Source organism: bacterium (assembly GCA_040754625.1).
Taxonomy (GTDB): domain Bacteria; phylum JACRDZ01; class JAQUKH01; order JAQUKH01; family JAQUKH01; genus JAQUKH01.
On the sequence record JBFMCF010000022.1, the window covers coordinates 1 to 16,975 of the forward strand.

The 16,975-nt window shown below is 39.2% G+C and carries 13 protein-coding genes; 11 read left to right on the forward strand and 2 right to left on the reverse strand.

Annotated features, from left to right (window positions below; genetic code table 11):
* Positions 1-193: 193 nt before the first annotated feature.
* Positions 194-862 (reverse strand): hypothetical protein, encoded by a 669-nt coding sequence (locus AB1498_01520; GenBank protein ID MEW6086967.1) that lies wholly within the window; start codon positions 860-862, stop codon positions 194-196.
* A 168-nt stretch (positions 863-1,030) separates the two neighbouring features.
* On the opposite strand from AB1498_01520, the gene purF reads away from it, so the two are divergent.
* The 10 genes from purF (at position 1,031) to lnt (ending at position 13,352) form a co-directional block, all read left to right on the forward strand.
* Positions 1,031-2,464, forward strand: coding sequence for an amidophosphoribosyltransferase (purF, locus tag AB1498_01525; GenBank protein MEW6086968.1), 1,434 nt, complete (start codon positions 1,031-1,033; stop codon positions 2,462-2,464).
* Between the two features lie 3 nt (positions 2,465-2,467).
* Complete coding sequence (gene ribD, locus AB1498_01530; GenBank protein ID MEW6086969.1) at positions 2,468-3,559, forward strand: bifunctional diaminohydroxyphosphoribosylaminopyrimidine deaminase/5-amino-6-(5-phosphoribosylamino)uracil reductase RibD; 1,092 nt, start codon at positions 2,468-2,470, stop codon at positions 3,557-3,559.
* Positions 3,560-3,634: 75 nt separating this feature from the next.
* Positions 3,635-4,255, forward strand: a complete 621-nt coding sequence (locus tag AB1498_01535; protein ID MEW6086970.1) for a riboflavin synthase — start codon at positions 3,635-3,637, stop codon at positions 4,253-4,255.
* A 2-nt stretch (positions 4,256-4,257) separates the two neighbouring features.
* Positions 4,258-5,511 (forward strand): bifunctional 3,4-dihydroxy-2-butanone-4-phosphate synthase/GTP cyclohydrolase II, encoded by a 1,254-nt coding sequence (locus AB1498_01540; GenBank protein ID MEW6086971.1) that lies wholly within the window; start codon positions 4,258-4,260, stop codon positions 5,509-5,511.
* A 56-nt stretch (positions 5,512-5,567) separates the two neighbouring features.
* Positions 5,568-6,041, forward strand: coding sequence for a 6,7-dimethyl-8-ribityllumazine synthase (gene ribE, locus AB1498_01545; GenBank protein MEW6086972.1), 474 nt, complete (start codon positions 5,568-5,570; stop codon positions 6,039-6,041).
* 45 nt (positions 6,042-6,086) lie between these two features.
* The gene (gene nusB / locus AB1498_01550; GenBank protein ID MEW6086973.1) at positions 6,087-6,551 is read left to right on the forward strand and encodes a transcription antitermination factor NusB; all 465 of its coding nucleotides are present in this window, start codon (positions 6,087-6,089) and stop codon (positions 6,549-6,551) included.
* Positions 6,548-8,359, forward strand: coding sequence for a cytochrome c3 family protein (locus AB1498_01555; GenBank protein MEW6086974.1), 1,812 nt, complete (start codon positions 6,548-6,550; stop codon positions 8,357-8,359). The genes nusB and AB1498_01555 overlap by 4 nt, the downstream gene beginning before the upstream one ends.
* A 29-nt stretch (positions 8,360-8,388) precedes the next feature.
* On the forward strand, positions 8,389-9,123 hold the full coding sequence (locus AB1498_01560; protein ID MEW6086975.1) for a metallophosphoesterase family protein: 735 nt from the start codon (positions 8,389-8,391) through the stop codon (positions 9,121-9,123).
* A 3-nt stretch (positions 9,124-9,126) separates the two neighbouring features.
* A complete protein-coding gene (gene secA / locus AB1498_01565; protein MEW6086976.1) occupies positions 9,127-11,778 on the forward strand; it encodes a preprotein translocase subunit SecA in 2,652 nt (883 codons plus the stop codon).
* A gap of 83 nt (positions 11,779-11,861) precedes the next feature.
* Complete coding sequence (lnt, locus tag AB1498_01570; protein MEW6086977.1) at positions 11,862-13,352, forward strand: apolipoprotein N-acyltransferase; 1,491 nt, start codon at positions 11,862-11,864, stop codon at positions 13,350-13,352.
* A gap of 74 nt (positions 13,353-13,426) precedes the next feature.
* Here lnt and AB1498_01575 read toward each other — a convergent pair whose 3' ends face one another.
* Positions 13,427-16,282, reverse strand: coding sequence for a hypothetical protein (locus AB1498_01575; protein ID MEW6086978.1), 2,856 nt, complete (start codon positions 16,280-16,282; stop codon positions 13,427-13,429).
* Positions 16,283-16,394: 112 nt separating this feature from the next.
* On the opposite strand from AB1498_01575, the gene AB1498_01580 reads away from it, so the two are divergent.
* The gene (locus AB1498_01580; protein ID MEW6086979.1) at positions 16,395-16,970 is read left to right on the forward strand and encodes a chemotaxis protein CheW; all 576 of its coding nucleotides are present in this window, start codon (positions 16,395-16,397) and stop codon (positions 16,968-16,970) included.
* Positions 16,971-16,975: the final 5 nt, after the last annotated feature.

The following is a 16,975-nucleotide window of genomic DNA, read 5'->3' on the forward strand; positions in this document are numbered from 1 at the left end:
TTTTAATTATTTTTAATCAAACATGGCACTACACTTTGGCCAAAAAAAAGAACCGCCCCTTATTTCTATGCGGTTCTTTTCGCTTCTTTTGCGATTTTTTAGGGTTTAACTGTCAAAGTTCTGTTAATCCCGATTATAAGGTGGCGAAGGAAAATTTAGAACAATTGAAATAATAACGCAGGCAGTTTAAAATTTATTTTTTTATCATATTTTCAATTTCCTGCAGTTTTTTGAGGGCTTCTTCCCTTTGTTTTTGCTGTTCCATCTCTTTTCTTTTCTTTTCAGCCTGCTTTTGTTTTTCTTCTTCTACCCGTCGTTTTTCTTCCTGCTCTTTTTGTTTGGCCAATTCCTTTTCTTTTATTTCATCCATAATACGTTTAGCCTTGCCGGATGCTTCATCAAGTTTGTCTTTTATTTTTTTGATAAGTTCTGTTACTTTGGGAAAATTGAATTTTTTCAATTCCACTTCAGCCTCTGAAATTATCGCCTCCGATTCACTTATTTCTGTTGAAGAATATTTTATCACATCGGTGCTTTTTATTTCAGATATGGAGTTTCTTAAAGCGTTGATTTCTCCGATATAGCTGTTTTTCTGTTTTTCATTCTGTTTTCTTTTCTCGTAAGCTTCCAGCATGTCTTTTTGCCTTTTCCCGTGATAAGACTGGATCCGTATATAGATAAAAATTCCGATTAATGCCCCGATAACAATAATGAAATAGACCACACCGGTTTCCAGCAGGCTTTTTTCTCTGATATAAAATTTTTCATCCTGGTTCCGTTGTTCCCCCGCAGCGTCGTATCTTATACGACTGTGTGTTTCAATATTAATACTGTCATCAATTTTGAGTTTTTTCTCCGGCATATTAAAAGTAGTATAACATAATTTTGATATTTTTTAAAAACTTTTTTTTGGAATAATAGTAAAATTGACAATTAATTGGAAATCTATTATAATCTGTTTCTATTGGTTATTTTAAGCTTCTGATGCAAATTATAAGTTATTAAAATTGAGTAGTTACAAGAAAAAAAGATGCAAATATTGGATAAAAATCAGGATAAATGCGGTGTTTTCGGAGTATTTGGCCATACTGACGCGGCCAGGTTGACTTATCTCGGGCTTTACAGCCTCCAGCATAGAGGCCAGGAGAGCGCGGGAATAGTTGTATCTGATGAAAAGAACGTAACATCTTACAAAGAAATGGGATTGGTATCTGATGTTTTTAATGAAGATATTTTAAAACGTCTCCAGGGGCATATGGCAATCGGGCATGTCCGGTATTCCACTACCGGTTCCAGTTTTTTAAAAAATGCACAGCCTTTATTGGTTAATTACCACGGTGGTTCGATAGCGGTTGCCCATAACGGCAATTTTACAAATGCATTGGAATTACGGCAGCTTCTGGAAAAAAAAGGGTCTATCTTCCAGTCTTCAATGGACACGGAAGTGGTGGTGCATCTTATTGCGAATTCCAAAAAAACAAAATTTGAAGGAACAGTAATAGACGCCTTCAAAAAAATAGAAGGGGCGTATTCCATAGTTTTAATGGATGCCAGGAGGCTTATAGGTATCCGTGACCCCTATGGTTTCAGGCCGCTTTGTTTAGGAAAATTAGGCCATAATACCTGGATTATAACATCTGAAACCTGTGCCCTGGATTTAATAGGCGCGGAATATGTCAGGGATATATCGCCGGGGGAAATGGTAATAATTGATAAAAACGGGATTAGTTCATTTTATCCTTTTCCCAAAAAAAAGCACGCCTTTTGCGCATTTGAATTTATATATTTTTCCCGGCCCGACAGCAATATTTTCGGGCAAAACGTTTATACGATAAGAAAAAGACTGGGAAAGATACTGGCAAAAGAATCCCCGGCCGCAGCCGATTTGGTGATTCCTATACCCGATTCGGGAATAAGCGCGGCCCTTGGTTATGCTGAAGAATCCGGGATACCGTTTGAAACCGGGATTATAAGGAACCATTATATCGGAAGGACGTTTATCCAGCCGCATCAATTCATGCGGGAGATAGGTGTCCGGGTTAAACTTAATCCGGTAAAGGAGGTTTTAAAAGGAAGGAAGATTATTGTAGTAGACGATTCGATTGTCAGGGGCACAAGCTGTAAAAAAATTATCGGGATGCTTTATAATGCCGGCGCAAAAGAAATTCATTTAAGGATCAGTTCCCCGCCGTCAAAACATCCGTGTTTTTACGGTATAGACACACCTCAGCAGAAAGAACTTATTGCGGCTAATACAGATTTGGAAGATATACGCAAATATCTTAAGGTTGATTCTTTGGCATACTTGAGCATGGATGGTTTAGAAAAAGCGTTATCTTTAGTAAAGGATAACTTCTGTTTTGCCTGTTTTGACGGGAAATATCCCATTGATATCCCGTGTGACTTGAAGAAATATTGTCTGGAAGAAACAATGGCTACACGGGTTGAACAATTGGAATTTTGATATATGAATGAAGTTTATTATATGCGCAAGGCATTGTCCCTGGCTGAGAAAGGCCGCGGTTACACCGGCCCGAATCCGCTTGTGGGAGCAGTTTTAGTCAAGAACGGGAAAATTATCGGCAGGGGTTATCATGAACGTTTTGGCGGGAATCACGCTGAAGTGAATGCTATAATATCCGCACGCGGTTCAGTTAAAGATTCAACGCTTTTTGTGAATTTGGAACCATGCTCCCATTTTGGGCGGACACCCCCGTGCACGGATAAAATTATTGAATCCAGAATAAAAAAGGTTATAATTTCTCATATTGACCCGAATCCCATAGTTAATGGCCGGGGCCTGGAAAAATTAAAAAAAGCGGGGATAAATGTAGAAACCGGTATTTTGGACAGGGAGGCCAAAAGATTAAACGAGATTTACCTGAAATTTATCTCACATAAGAAGCCATTTGTTATTTTGAAGGCGGGTATGAGCCTTGACGGGAAAATTGCCACAAAGAGCGGGGATTCAAAATGGATAACGGGTAAAGAATCAAGGGATTATGTATATTCTTTACGGAGCAGGACAGATGCCGTATTAGTCGGGATAAAAACAGTGCTTATTGATGATCCGTATCTGACATCTCATGGCGGAGGAACTAAAAAAAATCCTAAAAAAATTGTCCTGGATACACACGGCAGGCTTCCTCTCAATTCCAATATTATGAAAAATCCTGAAGATCTGATTCTTGTCGTAGCAAATTGTGCTCCTGAAAAAAAAATAAAAAAGATAAAAAAAACAGGCGCGGAGGTTTTGATTGTTAATAAAATAAAAAACGTGGCTGGTATTAATGAACTTCTGAAAATATTGGGGGAGAAAGATATCTCAAGCGTCCTGGTTGAGGGCGGAAGTGAAGTAAACGGGTCTTTTTTTGATTACAGGTTAGTTGATAAAGTATTATTTTTTATAAGCCCTATGATTATCGGCGGGAGAGAAGCGTATAGTCTGGTCGGCGGTGAAGGGATAAAGGCATTAAGGAATGCGGTTAAGCTGAAAGACGTTAGTGTTAAAAATATTGGGCGGGATTATTTGTTTGAAGGATACCCTGAATGGAGATAGTTAAGGAGTTTAAGTGTTTAAAAACTCCAGAACTCATAAACACTTAAACTCTTAAACGTGAATTTAAGGATAAACATGTTTACAGGTATAATTGAAGAAACAGGTGAAATTAAAAAAATAGAGAGAGATAAATTAATAATAAAATTCAGTAAAATTTCCGGCTTGAAGCCTGGAGACAGTATTTCTGTAAATGGTGTGTGCCTGACGGTTCAGGAACTCGGCAAAGATTTTTTTATATCAAGTGTGATGCCTGTTACTTTGCAAAAGACAAATTTAGGGAGTTTAAAAATAAAAGATAAGGTAAATCTGGAAAGGGCACTGACTCCCCAGGGATTCATGGGCGGACATTTTGTGTTAGGTCATGTTGATGGGACAGGGAAGGTGCTTAAAAAAAACAGGGATTTAAACGCGGTGTATATGAGTATTATGTTCCCGGAAGAATTGTCCTGTTACTTTGTCCCGCAGGGCCCGGTGGCAGTTAATGGGGTGAGCCTGACCATCGCGAAACTTGAGAATGAATCTTTTGATGTGTCGCTTATTCCGCATACTATGAAGCTGACAAATTTAGATAGCGTCAAAGAAGGTGATATTTTAAACATTGAAGCTGATGTCCTGGCAAAATATGTGAAAAATCTATTATTACAAAAAAATAAAGGCAAGATCACTTTGGAACTTTTGAGAAATTCCGGATTTTAATTATGAAAAGCATGAAATTTAACACTATTCATGAAGCGGTTGAGGATATTAAAAAGGGTAAATTAGTTATTGTTGTTGATGATAAAAACAGGGAAAATGAGGGTGACCTTGTGATGGCTGCAGAGAAGGTTACACCGGATGCGATTAATTTTATGATTAAATATGGACGGGGACTTGTCTGCCTGCCGTTGACAGGGAAAAGACTGGATGAATTGAAATTGCCTGCAATGGTGCCTGATAATACAGATCATCTGGAAACGGCGTTTACAGTATCAATTGATGCAGGAAAAGGAATATCCACCGGTATTTCCCCGCATGACAGGGCGTTAACGATAAAGACGGCAATTGATCCTTATGCGCAGCCTTCTGACTTAGTCCGTCCCGGGCATATTTTCCCTTTACGGGCAAAAGAGGGCGGCGTATTGACCCGTGCGGGACATACTGAGGCGTCTGTAGACCTTTCGGTGCTGGCGGGATTGTATCCTGCGGGGGTGATATGTGAAATAATAAATGAAGATGGAGCGATGTGCCGCGGCGAGGCGCTTTTTAGATTTGCAAAAAAGCACCGTTTGAAATTTATTACAATCGCAGATTTAATTCATTACCGCCAGAGGACGGAAAAATTAGTAAGGCGGATAACGGAAACAAAATTCCCGACAAGGTTTGGGGATTTTAAGTTAATCCTTTACGGGACAAGTATCGACAATAAAAACCATCTGGCCCTTATTAAAGGCAGGATAGATTCAAAAAAAGATACAATGGTCCGTGTTCATTCTGAATGCCTTACAGGGGATTTATTCCATTCCCTGCGTTGTGATTGCGGGGAACAATTGGAAAAATCTTTGGAAATGATAAATAAAGAGGGCAGCGGCGTATTTTTATATATGCGCCAGGAAGGCCGCGGTATCGGTTTGGTAAATAAATTAAAAGCTTATGCCTTGCAGGACAAAGGGGTGGATACGGTTGAGGCAAACAAAATATTAGGTTTTGAACCGGATTTGCGGGAATATGGGATAGGCGCGCAGATACTTGTGGATTTAGGATTGAGAAATATAAAACTTTTAACCAATAATCCTAAGAAGATTATCGGATTGGAAGGTTATGGCCTGAAGATAACAAAAAGAATCCCCATAGAAATAGAGCCAACAAGGCAAAATGTTAAATATTTAAAAGTAAAAAGAGAAAAAATGGGACATATTTTAAAGATAGAGCAGAAGTGCGGAAGTATGGAAGTGCGGAAATGCGAACGAAAATAAGAAACTTCCGTTCTTCCGAACTTCAGCGCTTCCGCGCTAACAAAGGAGGAAAAACCATGGCGGAGATAATTTCCGGAAATTTGATTGCAACAAAGAAGAAATTTGGTCTGGTTGTGAGCCGTTTTAATGAATTCATAAGCAAGAGTCTTTTAGAAGGAGCGGTGGATACTTTAACGCGGCATGGTGCAGATGATAAAGATATAAAGATTATCTGGGTACCCGGCGCGTTTGAGATTTCATACGCGGCAGGACAATTGATAAAGACAAGTAAACCCGACGCTGTTATTTGCCTCGGAACGATTATCAGGGGAGAAACCCCTCATTTTGATTATATTGCGAGTGAAGTATCAAAAAGTATTTCTCATTTATCATTGCACGGCGATACCCCTGTAATCTATGGAATTATAACTTCTGATAACCTGGAACAGGCTATTGAACGCGCGGGGACTAAAGCCGGCAACCGCGGCCGTGATGCGGCATTGACCGCGATTGAAATGGCGGATTTGTATCAACAGTTAAAGAAGAAATAAATGCAGGGGCAATAGGAAGGGGCAAGTAGCAAGGGGCAAGGAATTATGGGCAAAAGACGTAAATCCCGCGAGTTGGCTTTGGAACTCCTTTTTATGATGGATATTATTGGGGAAAGTTCGGATGATTCTGTTGCCTGCGATAAGAATCCGGGATATAATGCCGTGGAAAATTATTTAAACTCCCGGGAAATTTTGGACAGTGTAAAAGAGTTTGCTTTAAAATTAAAAGACGGGGTAATACAATATAAAGAAAATCTGGATAAAATTATTTCTAAAACCGCGGAAAACTGGGAAATGAGCAGGATGCCGGTCATTGACAGGAATATTTTACGAATGGCGGTTTTTGAACTTTTATACCTGGGAAAGACATCTGTTAAAATAATAATAAATGAGGCTATTGAAATTGCCAAGGAGTATTCAACAGAAGAGTCAGGCCGGTTTATTAATGGAGTTTTGGATAAAATTGTAAAAAACAGCGTTGAAGAAAAGATAGAAGAGTCTAACAAATGAAACTATTAACAGTAAAGGTTTTATTATTAATCCTGTTTCTTGTAACTTTTAATTCATGGGCGGCCGGGACAAAAAATTGTTACGATTGCCATAATATTTTGAAAGATAAATTCCAGAAAAAATATGTTCACCAGCCGCTGAAAAAAAACGATTGTAATGCCTGCCATAATGACCACGGAGATGAGAATAAATTGGTCTTGAAGAAAGAAGGAAATGATCTTTGTTACCAGTGCCACGATAGTTATGAAACAGAGTTTAAAAAGCAAAATAGGACTACAGGGATTAAATTAAGCCATTTTAATTTCCCGGTTGGGAGGGGTAAAAGCCGGTGTATAGAGTGCCATGACCCTCATGCAAGCGATAAACCTAAATTGATATATTCAAAACAGCACAAACCTTTTGAACAGAGAAAATGCCTGGATTGTCATGAAAAACCGGTTTTCTGGCAGCCGGTAAAATTTGTGGAAGAAGGAAGCAAGCTTTGTTTCAAATGCCATAAGATACAGGAAAAAACCAATATTCATACCCCTGTAAAAGAAGGTAAATGCACGTTGTGCCATGATCCGCATGCGTCGGTAAATGAATTTATGCTGAGAACGGAGTATAATTCAAAACTTTGCGCTATGTGCCATGAAACTAAATTAAAAGGAGAAGTTAATCATACCCCGGTGGAAGACGGGGACTGTGTGGTGTGCCATGCGGCACACAGCTCTGACAATCCCAATCATTTAAAGGAAAAAATAAATACGTTATGCTATTCATGTCATGATAAAATGACAGGAGAGGGGGTAGACCATTCACCTGTATCGGATGATGATTGTACAGTGTGCCATAATCCCCATAGTTCCGCTAATGATAAACTGATTATCGAGACCAAAGTCGGCGGAAAATTATGCAACAAGTGCCATGAAGATAAAACAATGGGCAAATTTAAGCATGTGCCTGCGGATGAAGGCGGGGACTGTATGATATGTCATGAACCTCATACATCAAAAAATAAATTCCTGCTGAAAAAGACAGGGAAAGAACTTTGTTATGACTGTCATGACGATAAGACATCAAAGGAGTTTAAACATTTGCCTGTAGATAAAGGGGAATGCTATAAATGCCATGATTCCCACAGCTCGCCTTATATTTACCAGCTTCGCAATGAAAATGACAAACGACTGTGTTATATGTGTCATGAAAATAAAGAAAATACCAGATATGTGCATACACCTGTGGCTGCCGGAAATTGCAAGGGCTGCCATGACCCTCATAGTTCGGATGCAAAATTCCAGTTAAGGGGCAAGGGCAACGATTTTTGTTATATATGCCACCAGTCCAAGAAAGAAGAGTTTGACAAAAAGGTTGTTCATAAACCGATTAAAGAAGAAAATGGGTGCCTTAAATGCCATATGCACCACGGTTCTTCCTATTATAGGAATCTCCGTGGAGAGTATCCTGAGGAACATCAAATCGATTATAAACCTGAAGAATTCGGGCTTTGCTTTATGTGCCATGACGCTAAGATTACAACCTATAAGTTTTTACAGGGGAAAGAGACTGATTTCCGCAGGGGTGAATTGAACCTGCATTATGTCCATGTAAACAACCAAAAAAAGAGGGGCAGAAAATGCACTGTTTGCCACAGCCCGCATGCTACGGACAATTACAGGATGTTGTATGATTTTGTGCCTTTTGGCGAAAAAAATTTCCGTTATAAATACCCGGTTGGTTTTAGTAAAAATGGAATGGGGAAAAGCTGTCTGCCTGGCTGTCACGGCAGGAAATTTTTTGGGCCTGATATGCCGAGTTTTATGAAATAAATAAATGTGGGACGGGGGTAAAGCGGTTTATGCGTTATGGAATATTTTCAGACGTGCATAGTAATCTGGAGGCTTTAAATACAGTCTTAGAAGATTCTAAAAAAGAAAAAGTTGATTCTTTTTTATGTTTAGGCGATTTAGTGGGATACGGAGCTAATCCTGACGAATGTATCGAGTTGATAAGAGGACTAAACCCGGTTGTAGTTTCAGGCAATCATGATTGCGCGGTGTCAAACAGGATAGATACCGTTAATTTTAACAAATGGGGCAGGGATGCTATTTTTTGGACACAAAAAAATATTAAGCCTGAAAATGAAAGCTTTCTAAAGGAATTAAGGTTAATCACAGATCACGATAATTTTACCCTTGTCCACGCGAGCCCTTATTATCCGGAAAAATGGTTTTATGTAATAACTGTTGAAGATATTATAAGATGTTTTTTAAATTTTAAAAATTGGATTTGTTTTCTGGGGCATTCACACCGGCCGTTTATCTTTGAGTTAAACCCGATTAATTTATATAACAGCAAGATTTTTTTAAGCGGGGAGGTTGTTTTAAAAAAAGAAATGCGTTACGTGATAAGTACCGGCAGTGTGGGGCAGCCACGCGACGGAAATAACAAAACATGTTATTTTGTGCTGGACACAGACACCAGGATAATTAAATTGATAAGGGCGGCCTATAATTATGAATTAACGCAGAAAAAGATTCTGGATGCGGGGCTGCCTTCTTTTTTAGCCGAAAGATTAGGAAAGGGAAAATAGGAAATGTTTAATTATTTTTTGACAAAAATATTCGGAAGCCAGTCTGAGAGAGAGTTAAAAAAAATAATGCCTGATGTCGAAAAGATTAACAGTTTTGGACAGGAATTAATTAAATTAAACGAGGCGGAATTAAAGGTGAAAACCAATGAATTCCGTGACCGTTTGAATAAGGGGGAAACTTTAGATGATATTCTCCCTGAGTCGTTCGCGGTTGTCCGGGAGGCGAGCCGCAGGCGACGGGAATGGGATCCTACATGGAATATGGTACATTTTGACGTGCAGTTGATTGGCGGTATAGTTTTGCACCAGGGCAGAATTGCGGAAATGGCTACAGGCGAAGGGAAAACCCTTGTCGCGACATTGCCGGCTTATTTAAACGCGCTGACGGGAAAGGGGGTCCATATCATCACAGTGAATGACTATCTCGCGAGAAGAGACCGTTTCTGGATGGGGCCTCTTTATGAATATCTTGGTTTGACTGTTGGCGTTATCCAGTCGGGAATGGATAGCTATGAACGCCACAAGGCTTATCAGTGCGATATTACGTATGGGACGAATAATGAATTCGGATTTGATTATCTCAGGGACAATATGGCCTTAAGTAAAGAGGAGCAGGTACAGCGCGGGCATTTTTTTGTAATTGTTGATGAGGTTGACAGTATTCTTGTTGATGAGGCAAGGACCCCACTTATTATTTCAGGCCCTGCCGAGGAATCAACGGATAAATATTACAGGATTGACAGTATTATTCCGCTTTTAAGCAAGGAGAAAGATTATATAGTTGAAGAAAAAGAGAAACGTGTTCTTTTGACGGAAGAAGGGGTATTAAAGGCTGAAAAACTGCTTCAGGTGGATAACCTTTATACCGGCAGCAACATCGAGTGGGTCCATCATATTAACCAGGCGTTAAGGGCGCACACATTATTTAAAAAAGATGTTGATTATATAATAAAAGACGGCCAGATACTTATTATTGATGAATTTACCGGGAGGTTGATGACGGGCCGCAGGTGGTCGGACGGATTGCACCAGGCAATTGAGGCAAAGGAACATGTCAAAATTGAAAATGAAAACCAGACCCTTGCGACAATAACAATTCAAAATTATTTCCGTATGTATGAAAAACTTTCCGGCATGACGGGAACAGCGGTGACGGAGGAAGTGGAGTTTCATAAAATATATAATCTGGATGTTGTGGTTATCCCCACAAACAAACCGTTGGTACGCGAAAATTTCCCGGATGTAATTTACAGGACCGAGAAAGAAAAATTTAACGCGGTTGTAGATGAGATCATCAATTGGAACAAGAAAGGAAGGCCCCTCCTTGTCGGCACCATTTCCATTGAAAAATCGGAATTACTAAGCTTGATGCTGAAAAGAAAGGGAATAAAACATAACGTGTTAAACGCCAAATACCATGAAAAAGAAGCCCAGATAATTTCGCAGGCGGGAAGACTTGGAGCGGTTACTATAGCCACTAATATGGCGGGGAGGGGAACTGATATTCTTTTGGGGGGAAATGCCGAGTTTTTGGCAAAAGAATTAATTAGGACCGATATTGAATCACCGGAAGAATTTGAAAAAGAATATAAAATAGCACTTGAAAAAGTTAAAAAGAGTGTTGAAGAAGAACATAAAAAAGTTGTAGAGTTTGGCGGGTTATATGTCCTCGGCACAGAGCGGCATGAAAGCAGGCGGATTGATAATCAGCTTCGCGGAAGGTGCGGGAGGCAGGGGGACCCCGGGGTTTCACGGTTCTATATTTCATTAGAGGATGATTTAATGCGGCTTTTTGGTTCTGATAAAATATCGGGGATGATGGGGAAGCTTGGAATGCAGGAAGGAGAAGATATTCAGCACCCATGGGTGACCAAGGCGATTGAAACCGCCCAGAAGAGGGTTGAATCCCATAATTTTGAAATCAGGAAACATCTCCTTGAATATGATGATGTTATGAATAAACAGAGGGTTGTGATATATGAAGAAAGACAGGCGGTCCTTGAAGGCGAGGAATTGAAAGAACATATACAAGAGATGCTGTCGGAAGTCTTGCAGGACAAAATGGATATCTTCCTCAATGAAAATGTCCATCCTGAAGAATGGAACACAAAAGCGTTTATTGAATGGTTTCATACCTTGAACTCTGCGAAACTTGATATTGATTTTCTAAAGACGGGAAGAAAAAACATTGAAGATATTGTTTATAATAAATTGCTTGCTATTTATGAAGATAAAGAAAAAGAAATTTCCCCTGATATAATGAGAAAACTGGAGAGGATGATTATTCTCCAGGTGGTTGATAACCGCTGGAAGGACCATTTACTTTCCATGGACCATTTAAGAGAGGGAATTAACCTAAGGGCTTATGCCCAGCGGGACCCACTGGTTGAATACCAGCACGAGGGTTTTGTCATGTTCAATACAATGAACGAAAAAATCAAAGAGGAAATAATTGATTATATTTACCGGATACAATTAAAAAAGGACGTTACCCCTGTTACAAGAAGACGCCAGCCTATGTATTTTTCGCATGCGGAACCCGGAAGTATCAAAAAAACCGAACAAAGGCATTCCGAAGATATAGGCCGGAATGATCCTTGCCCATGCGGCAGCGGGAAAAAATATAAAAAGTGCTGCGGAACAGCGAAAGCTTAAAAAATAAAGCTCTATGGTCTGGGTTCCAGGATCTATCAAAAATTAACTTGCCAGAGTACTATAGCCTGGAGCTTATAACAATCATGTCATATTTCCTTTCAGCCTTAAGCGGCCTATTGTTAATATTGTGTTTTCCTCCATTTGACCTGGGTTATCTGGCATGGGGAGCGTTAGTCCCTCTTTTTATCGCTATTGACAAAAAAAAATCAATCCATGGATTTACGCTTTCTTTTTTTTGCGGGCTTATCTTTTTTTCAGTCAGTGCCTTTTGGGTCAGTGTCTTCCATCCTTTGGCTTTGCCGCTCGGTATTATTTTTTTGGGCCTGTTTTTCGGGGTTTTTGGATTAATTGTATGTTTTAAAGGCGGATTTTCTTATTCCCTGCTTCAACCGTTATTTTCAGCATCTGTGTGGACAGGTATTGAATATTTAAAATCGCTTGGATTTTTAGGATTCCCGTGGTTCAGCCTGGGCTATACCCAGTATAAGTTTCTATGGTTAATTCAAATCAGCCGGTATACGGGTGTCTGGGGCGTGACTTTTTTAATTGTTCTTTTCAACGCGGGGTTTTCCCAATCAATACTTAAAAAAAGATTAGAAAAGTCCCTTGTTTTCACTATGGTTTTAACCTCTATTTTATTTTTATGGGGAAATTCTTTTGTCAAAAAAGACGTGAAAAATGATTCTAAAGACGGATTGGAAATAGCTGTAGTCCAGGGGAATTTTGATGTTTATACTTATTTCCCGGCTGATGTTGTTCTTTCCCGTTTAGTTCCTCTCAGCATGCAGGCCGCAAAGCAAAGTAAAGCCGGCCTTGTTGTATGGACCGAGACAGTAATACTTGAGGATATGGAGAAGAACGGAGTTTTAAAACAAAGATTAATACAGCTTGTGAAAGATATGAATTGCTTCCTTCTTTTGGGTATGCCGGCTTATAGGAAAATTGGTATGGAAGAAAAACACTTTAACAGCGCGGTGTTAATGTCCCCGGAGGGGAATATTTCATATTATAATAAGACCCATTTGGTCCCGTTCGGGGAATTGGTCCCGGGCAACAGAAAATTCGGTTTTATAAATAAATTCGCGGAATCCATAGAATCCGGGAAATATGACCCAAGTGATGAACTTTTATTGCTTGATTCAGGAAAATGGAAATCCGGCGCAATGATTTGTTTTGAAGGTATTTTCGGGGACCTTGCAGGAAACCTTGTCAGAAAAGGCGCGGATTTTCTGGTTAATATCACTGAAGACGACTGGCTGAAAAAACACCCGTCGGGAATGAAACAGCACGCCTATATGTCGGTTTTTAGAGCGGTTGAAAACGGGATTTATTATGTCCGTGCCGGGAATTCCGGCCTGTCTTTTATTCTTGACCCGAAAGGCAGAATAATTGAATCCATGCCTATAAAGACAGAAGGTTTTTTTGTAAGCAGGATTTATCTTAAAAAGGACGCAAAAACATTTTACACCAAATACGGGGACGTGTTCGCATGGATAATTTTGCTATTAAACGTTGTGTTGATTTGTAATCTGTATTTTAACTCTTTCCCCTCTAAAAACAGAAACCATAATTAATCCTGACGAGATATGGACGGGCAATGCACTCTCTGTACTAACGTTTACGTCCCGTAAACTATGATAGCCCATGATTACTCAATCCTGAATTTTACCTGTTTGTAAGATGTGTTCCCGCTTCTGTCTATGGCGATTATGTCCAATATATGGTCGCCTTTTTCGCTGATTATTGCCCCCGGAACGTATGTCCCCTCGTCTAATGTAATTGTTGTGTTAACAGGCAGGTTTGAATTGTCTCTTATTGTAATGCGCGGCCGGACATATTCCTTGTTCAGCGGATAAATATTTTCTATTGTAATCATCGGGGGTGTATTATCTATGATTGTAATATTAATAAACGCGGGTTCACTGTTTATAAGGCCGTCATTGACCACAAGTTTGAATGTATACGGCCCGCCGATTGATTTCGGCGTAAAACCCGGTTTCGAACTTTGCGGATTTTCAAGTATAACTTCCGGACCCGCAGTTTGGACCCATGAATAACTTACAATAGGGTCCCCGTCGGGATCGCGGCTGGCTGTCCCGTCCATGGCAGCCGCCATATTTACCTCCCATATAAAATCCGGACCCGGGTCAGCCACCGGGAGCATATTTACCGGTTCAAAACGGCATGCAAATATATCAGGGTTACCCATTTTATGGTCCACCCATGCGAAAATAATATTACCGTTTTGCTGAAATTTTACCTGGGGTTCATTCTGGACGATTCCCTCGTAAATAGATGATGAACCTGTTTTTGTTTGCTCATCTTCCCCGTTCCGGTTGTTTACCGGGAAATTATAATTTATATCTATTCCCTTGGGATCATAACGCTGGGCATAAATATCAGGGTCACCGTTGCGGTAATCAAGCCAGGCAATAATGGAATTCCCATTTGAATCAATATCGATAACAGGGTCAATTTGCTTGACATCTCCGGTATTATTATCACCGGTAAGAAAATTTTTACCGATGGGTTTAGTGTTTTCATCAAAATATTGCGCGTAAATCACAATTGTGTTTCCTTTACTGCTTGACCACCATGTGACAATAAAATTCCCATTGAGATCACATGCCACTTCAGGGTGATTGCAATTTTCTGTGGACATTTCATTTATTTTGAAATTTTTCCCTGTTAACTTTCCGTCCATTTGGATTTTTTGGCCGTATATGTCCCATTTGCCTCCCCGGTTGTCGGCCCAAACGGCAATATAAAATCCCTGATTAGACACCGAAACCGCAGGCCACCTGCAATATGTTTTTTTTGGGAACTGGGTTATTTTAAAATTTCCCGCAGAGGGAATTGTTATATCCAGTATTTGTCCGTATATTTCAAGCTGGCCGTTTCTTTCATCCCGCCAGATAATTATTGCAGGTTTATTTTTTAATCCGGCGATATCCGGCTGGTCCTGTTCGGATAGGGTCTCATCATCATTGATTTTAAAATTATCGCCTTTGGGATCACAACCGACGTCATAAATCTGGCAGTAGATATCCATGTTTTCATTCCGTTCATCCTGCCACACAACCCCGAAATAGTCGTTTGAAAATAAAGATACGCGAGGGTGCCCCTGGATAGAGGCTTTTTTATCGGTATTTACACGAAAATTGTTTCTTTCTTTAATAAAATCTTTATTATAAACTTGTGCGTAAATATCCGAATTGAATTCACCCATCCGGACATCGGACCAGCACATAAAAATGGTACCATGTGTATTTATGGCAAGACTTGGTTCTGCCTGACCTGACGCGCCGGTATCCGAATTGACTTTAAAATCTTTTACTGCCTTGATTAAAGGCCTTGGAGAAGAAAATTTTTTATAGTAAATGTATGATGACTCTTTTTCCTGGTTGTACCAGACAAGGTGCAGGTTGGCGACGGAATCAGAGATTATTTTGGGATTATACGAATTATACTTATCATTTGTAATACGTGAATCTTCGCTCCATTTCCCGTCAAATTTCTTGTAATAAATTTCGTAATTACCATCCCGGTTGTCCTGCCAGACGATATGGATTACTCCCAGGATATCTATGGTAATACCCGGGTTTGTAATCGACGCTGAGGCATTATTGGAATTTGAAACTTTTTGATCGGGTTCCCATGTTTTTCCATTCCATTTTTTATAGTATATCGCATAGGTCTTATCGCGGTTATCCCTCCATACTACATGAACATTTTGATAATTATCAACTGCTATTTCAGGACTTTCGGATGATGCGGGGTCCGTGGTTAAACGAAAATCTTCGCTCCAGTTTTTACCGTCAAAATATTTATAATAAATCTCATAGTTACCGTCGCGGTTATCCCGCCAGACAAGGTGCAGATTATTGTATTTATCTACTGCCAGTTTCGGATTGGCGGCAGATACTAATCCTTTTGTAAGCTTTACATCGGGCTGCCATCCTTTATCAATTTCAAATTTTTTGTAAAATATTTCATAGATGCCATTTTCCAAATCCTGCCATGCGATATAGATATTTCCTGTTTTATCAGCTATAATATCCGGACTTGCGGCCTGCGAATTTTCTCTGGAAACCCTTATGTTTCTCAACCATCCTGCGGAAAATTTTTTATTATAACTTTCATAATAAATGTTATAATTTGATAAACTGTTGTCCTGCCAGACAAGATGCAGATTGTTTAAAATATCTGATATTATTACAGGTGTGCGGGGGGTCCCTTTAGTTTCTGCTATTTTATCGATTGGGCTCCACCTGCCGTCAAATTTGGAAAAATAAATATCCTGTATATTGTTATTTTTAGTTTGCCAAACTATGTATATGTTGCCTTTGCTGTCGGATGTTATACTCGGATTAATTGAATTGAAGTTCTTGTCGCTTATTAATATTTCTTTTGACCAGTTGGCAAGAGATATTGAAAAAGAGGTTATTGTTATGAAAAATATTAAAATTAACTTAAATATGGTAATTAACCTTAAGAAAAACATCTTAAGAAGAAATTATATCATAATTTTATATAAATTAATATAAAGATTTGTGATTTAGAAATATTGAATCCGGGCCGATAAATTTTATATATATATCCATAGGAGTTAAAATATGCCAGAAACAAAAAATGATGCCATACCAATTCAAAATAAATCTAAAAAAGAAAAATGGCAGGAAGAAATGTCAAGCTATGAAAAATCAAAAAAAGCAGATTCTTCAGAAGACAATAAAATATATGTTGTAGTATTTTTCCTTGAGAAGGAATGGTATGGTATAAAAATAGAAAGTGTTTCAGAAATCATTAAATTGTCCAAAATATTTCCAATTCCTCAAACTCTGGATTATATCCTCGGGGTTATGAATTTAAGAGGGGAGATATTGCCAGTTTTAGACCTTAGGAAGCTGTTTAGCACCTTAGTTTCACCTTTTACCAGTGAAACAAGAATTCTTATTGTAGAAGCGGATGATGTCAGGCTCGGGCTGCTGGTTGACGGTGTTTCTGAAGTGATAGAGGTTCCGATGTCCAAAATAGACAGTCCTCTTTCAACATTAGACCGGGTAAAAACAGAATATATATATGGAGAAATAAAAATTGGCAACACTGTTTCCCAGGAAGAAGGGAATGAACGTTTTCTTGCAATGATCCATTTGGAAAATATTATAAAAGAGGCCGTAAACAAAAAATAACCCCA

Excerpts from the sequence above, each read along its gene's own strand:
- AB1498_01520 (MEW6086967.1), bottom strand. The coding sequence starts at position 862 with ATGCCGGAGAAAAAACTCAAAATTGATGACAGTATTAATATTGAAACA.
- purF (MEW6086968.1), top strand. The coding sequence starts at position 1,031 with ATGCAAATATTGGATAAAAATCAGGATAAATGCGGTGTTTTCGGAGTA.
- ribD (MEW6086969.1), top strand. The coding sequence starts at position 2,468 with ATGAATGAAGTTTATTATATGCGCAAGGCATTGTCCCTGGCTGAGAAA.
- AB1498_01535 (MEW6086970.1), top strand. The coding sequence starts at position 3,635 with ATGTTTACAGGTATAATTGAAGAAACAGGTGAAATTAAAAAAATAGAG.
- AB1498_01540 (MEW6086971.1), top strand. The coding sequence starts at position 4,258 with ATGAAAAGCATGAAATTTAACACTATTCATGAAGCGGTTGAGGATATT.
- ribE (MEW6086972.1), top strand. The coding sequence starts at position 5,568 with ATGGCGGAGATAATTTCCGGAAATTTGATTGCAACAAAGAAGAAATTT.
- nusB (MEW6086973.1), top strand. The coding sequence starts at position 6,087 with ATGGGCAAAAGACGTAAATCCCGCGAGTTGGCTTTGGAACTCCTTTTT.
- AB1498_01555 (MEW6086974.1), top strand. The coding sequence starts at position 6,548 with ATGAAACTATTAACAGTAAAGGTTTTATTATTAATCCTGTTTCTTGTA.
- AB1498_01560 (MEW6086975.1), top strand. The coding sequence starts at position 8,389 with ATGCGTTATGGAATATTTTCAGACGTGCATAGTAATCTGGAGGCTTTA.
- secA (MEW6086976.1), top strand. The coding sequence starts at position 9,127 with ATGTTTAATTATTTTTTGACAAAAATATTCGGAAGCCAGTCTGAGAGA.
- lnt (MEW6086977.1), top strand. The coding sequence starts at position 11,862 with ATGTCATATTTCCTTTCAGCCTTAAGCGGCCTATTGTTAATATTGTGT.
- AB1498_01575 (MEW6086978.1), bottom strand. The coding sequence starts at position 16,282 with ATGTTTTTCTTAAGGTTAATTACCATATTTAAGTTAATTTTAATATTT.
- AB1498_01580 (MEW6086979.1), top strand. The coding sequence starts at position 16,395 with ATGCCAGAAACAAAAAATGATGCCATACCAATTCAAAATAAATCTAAA.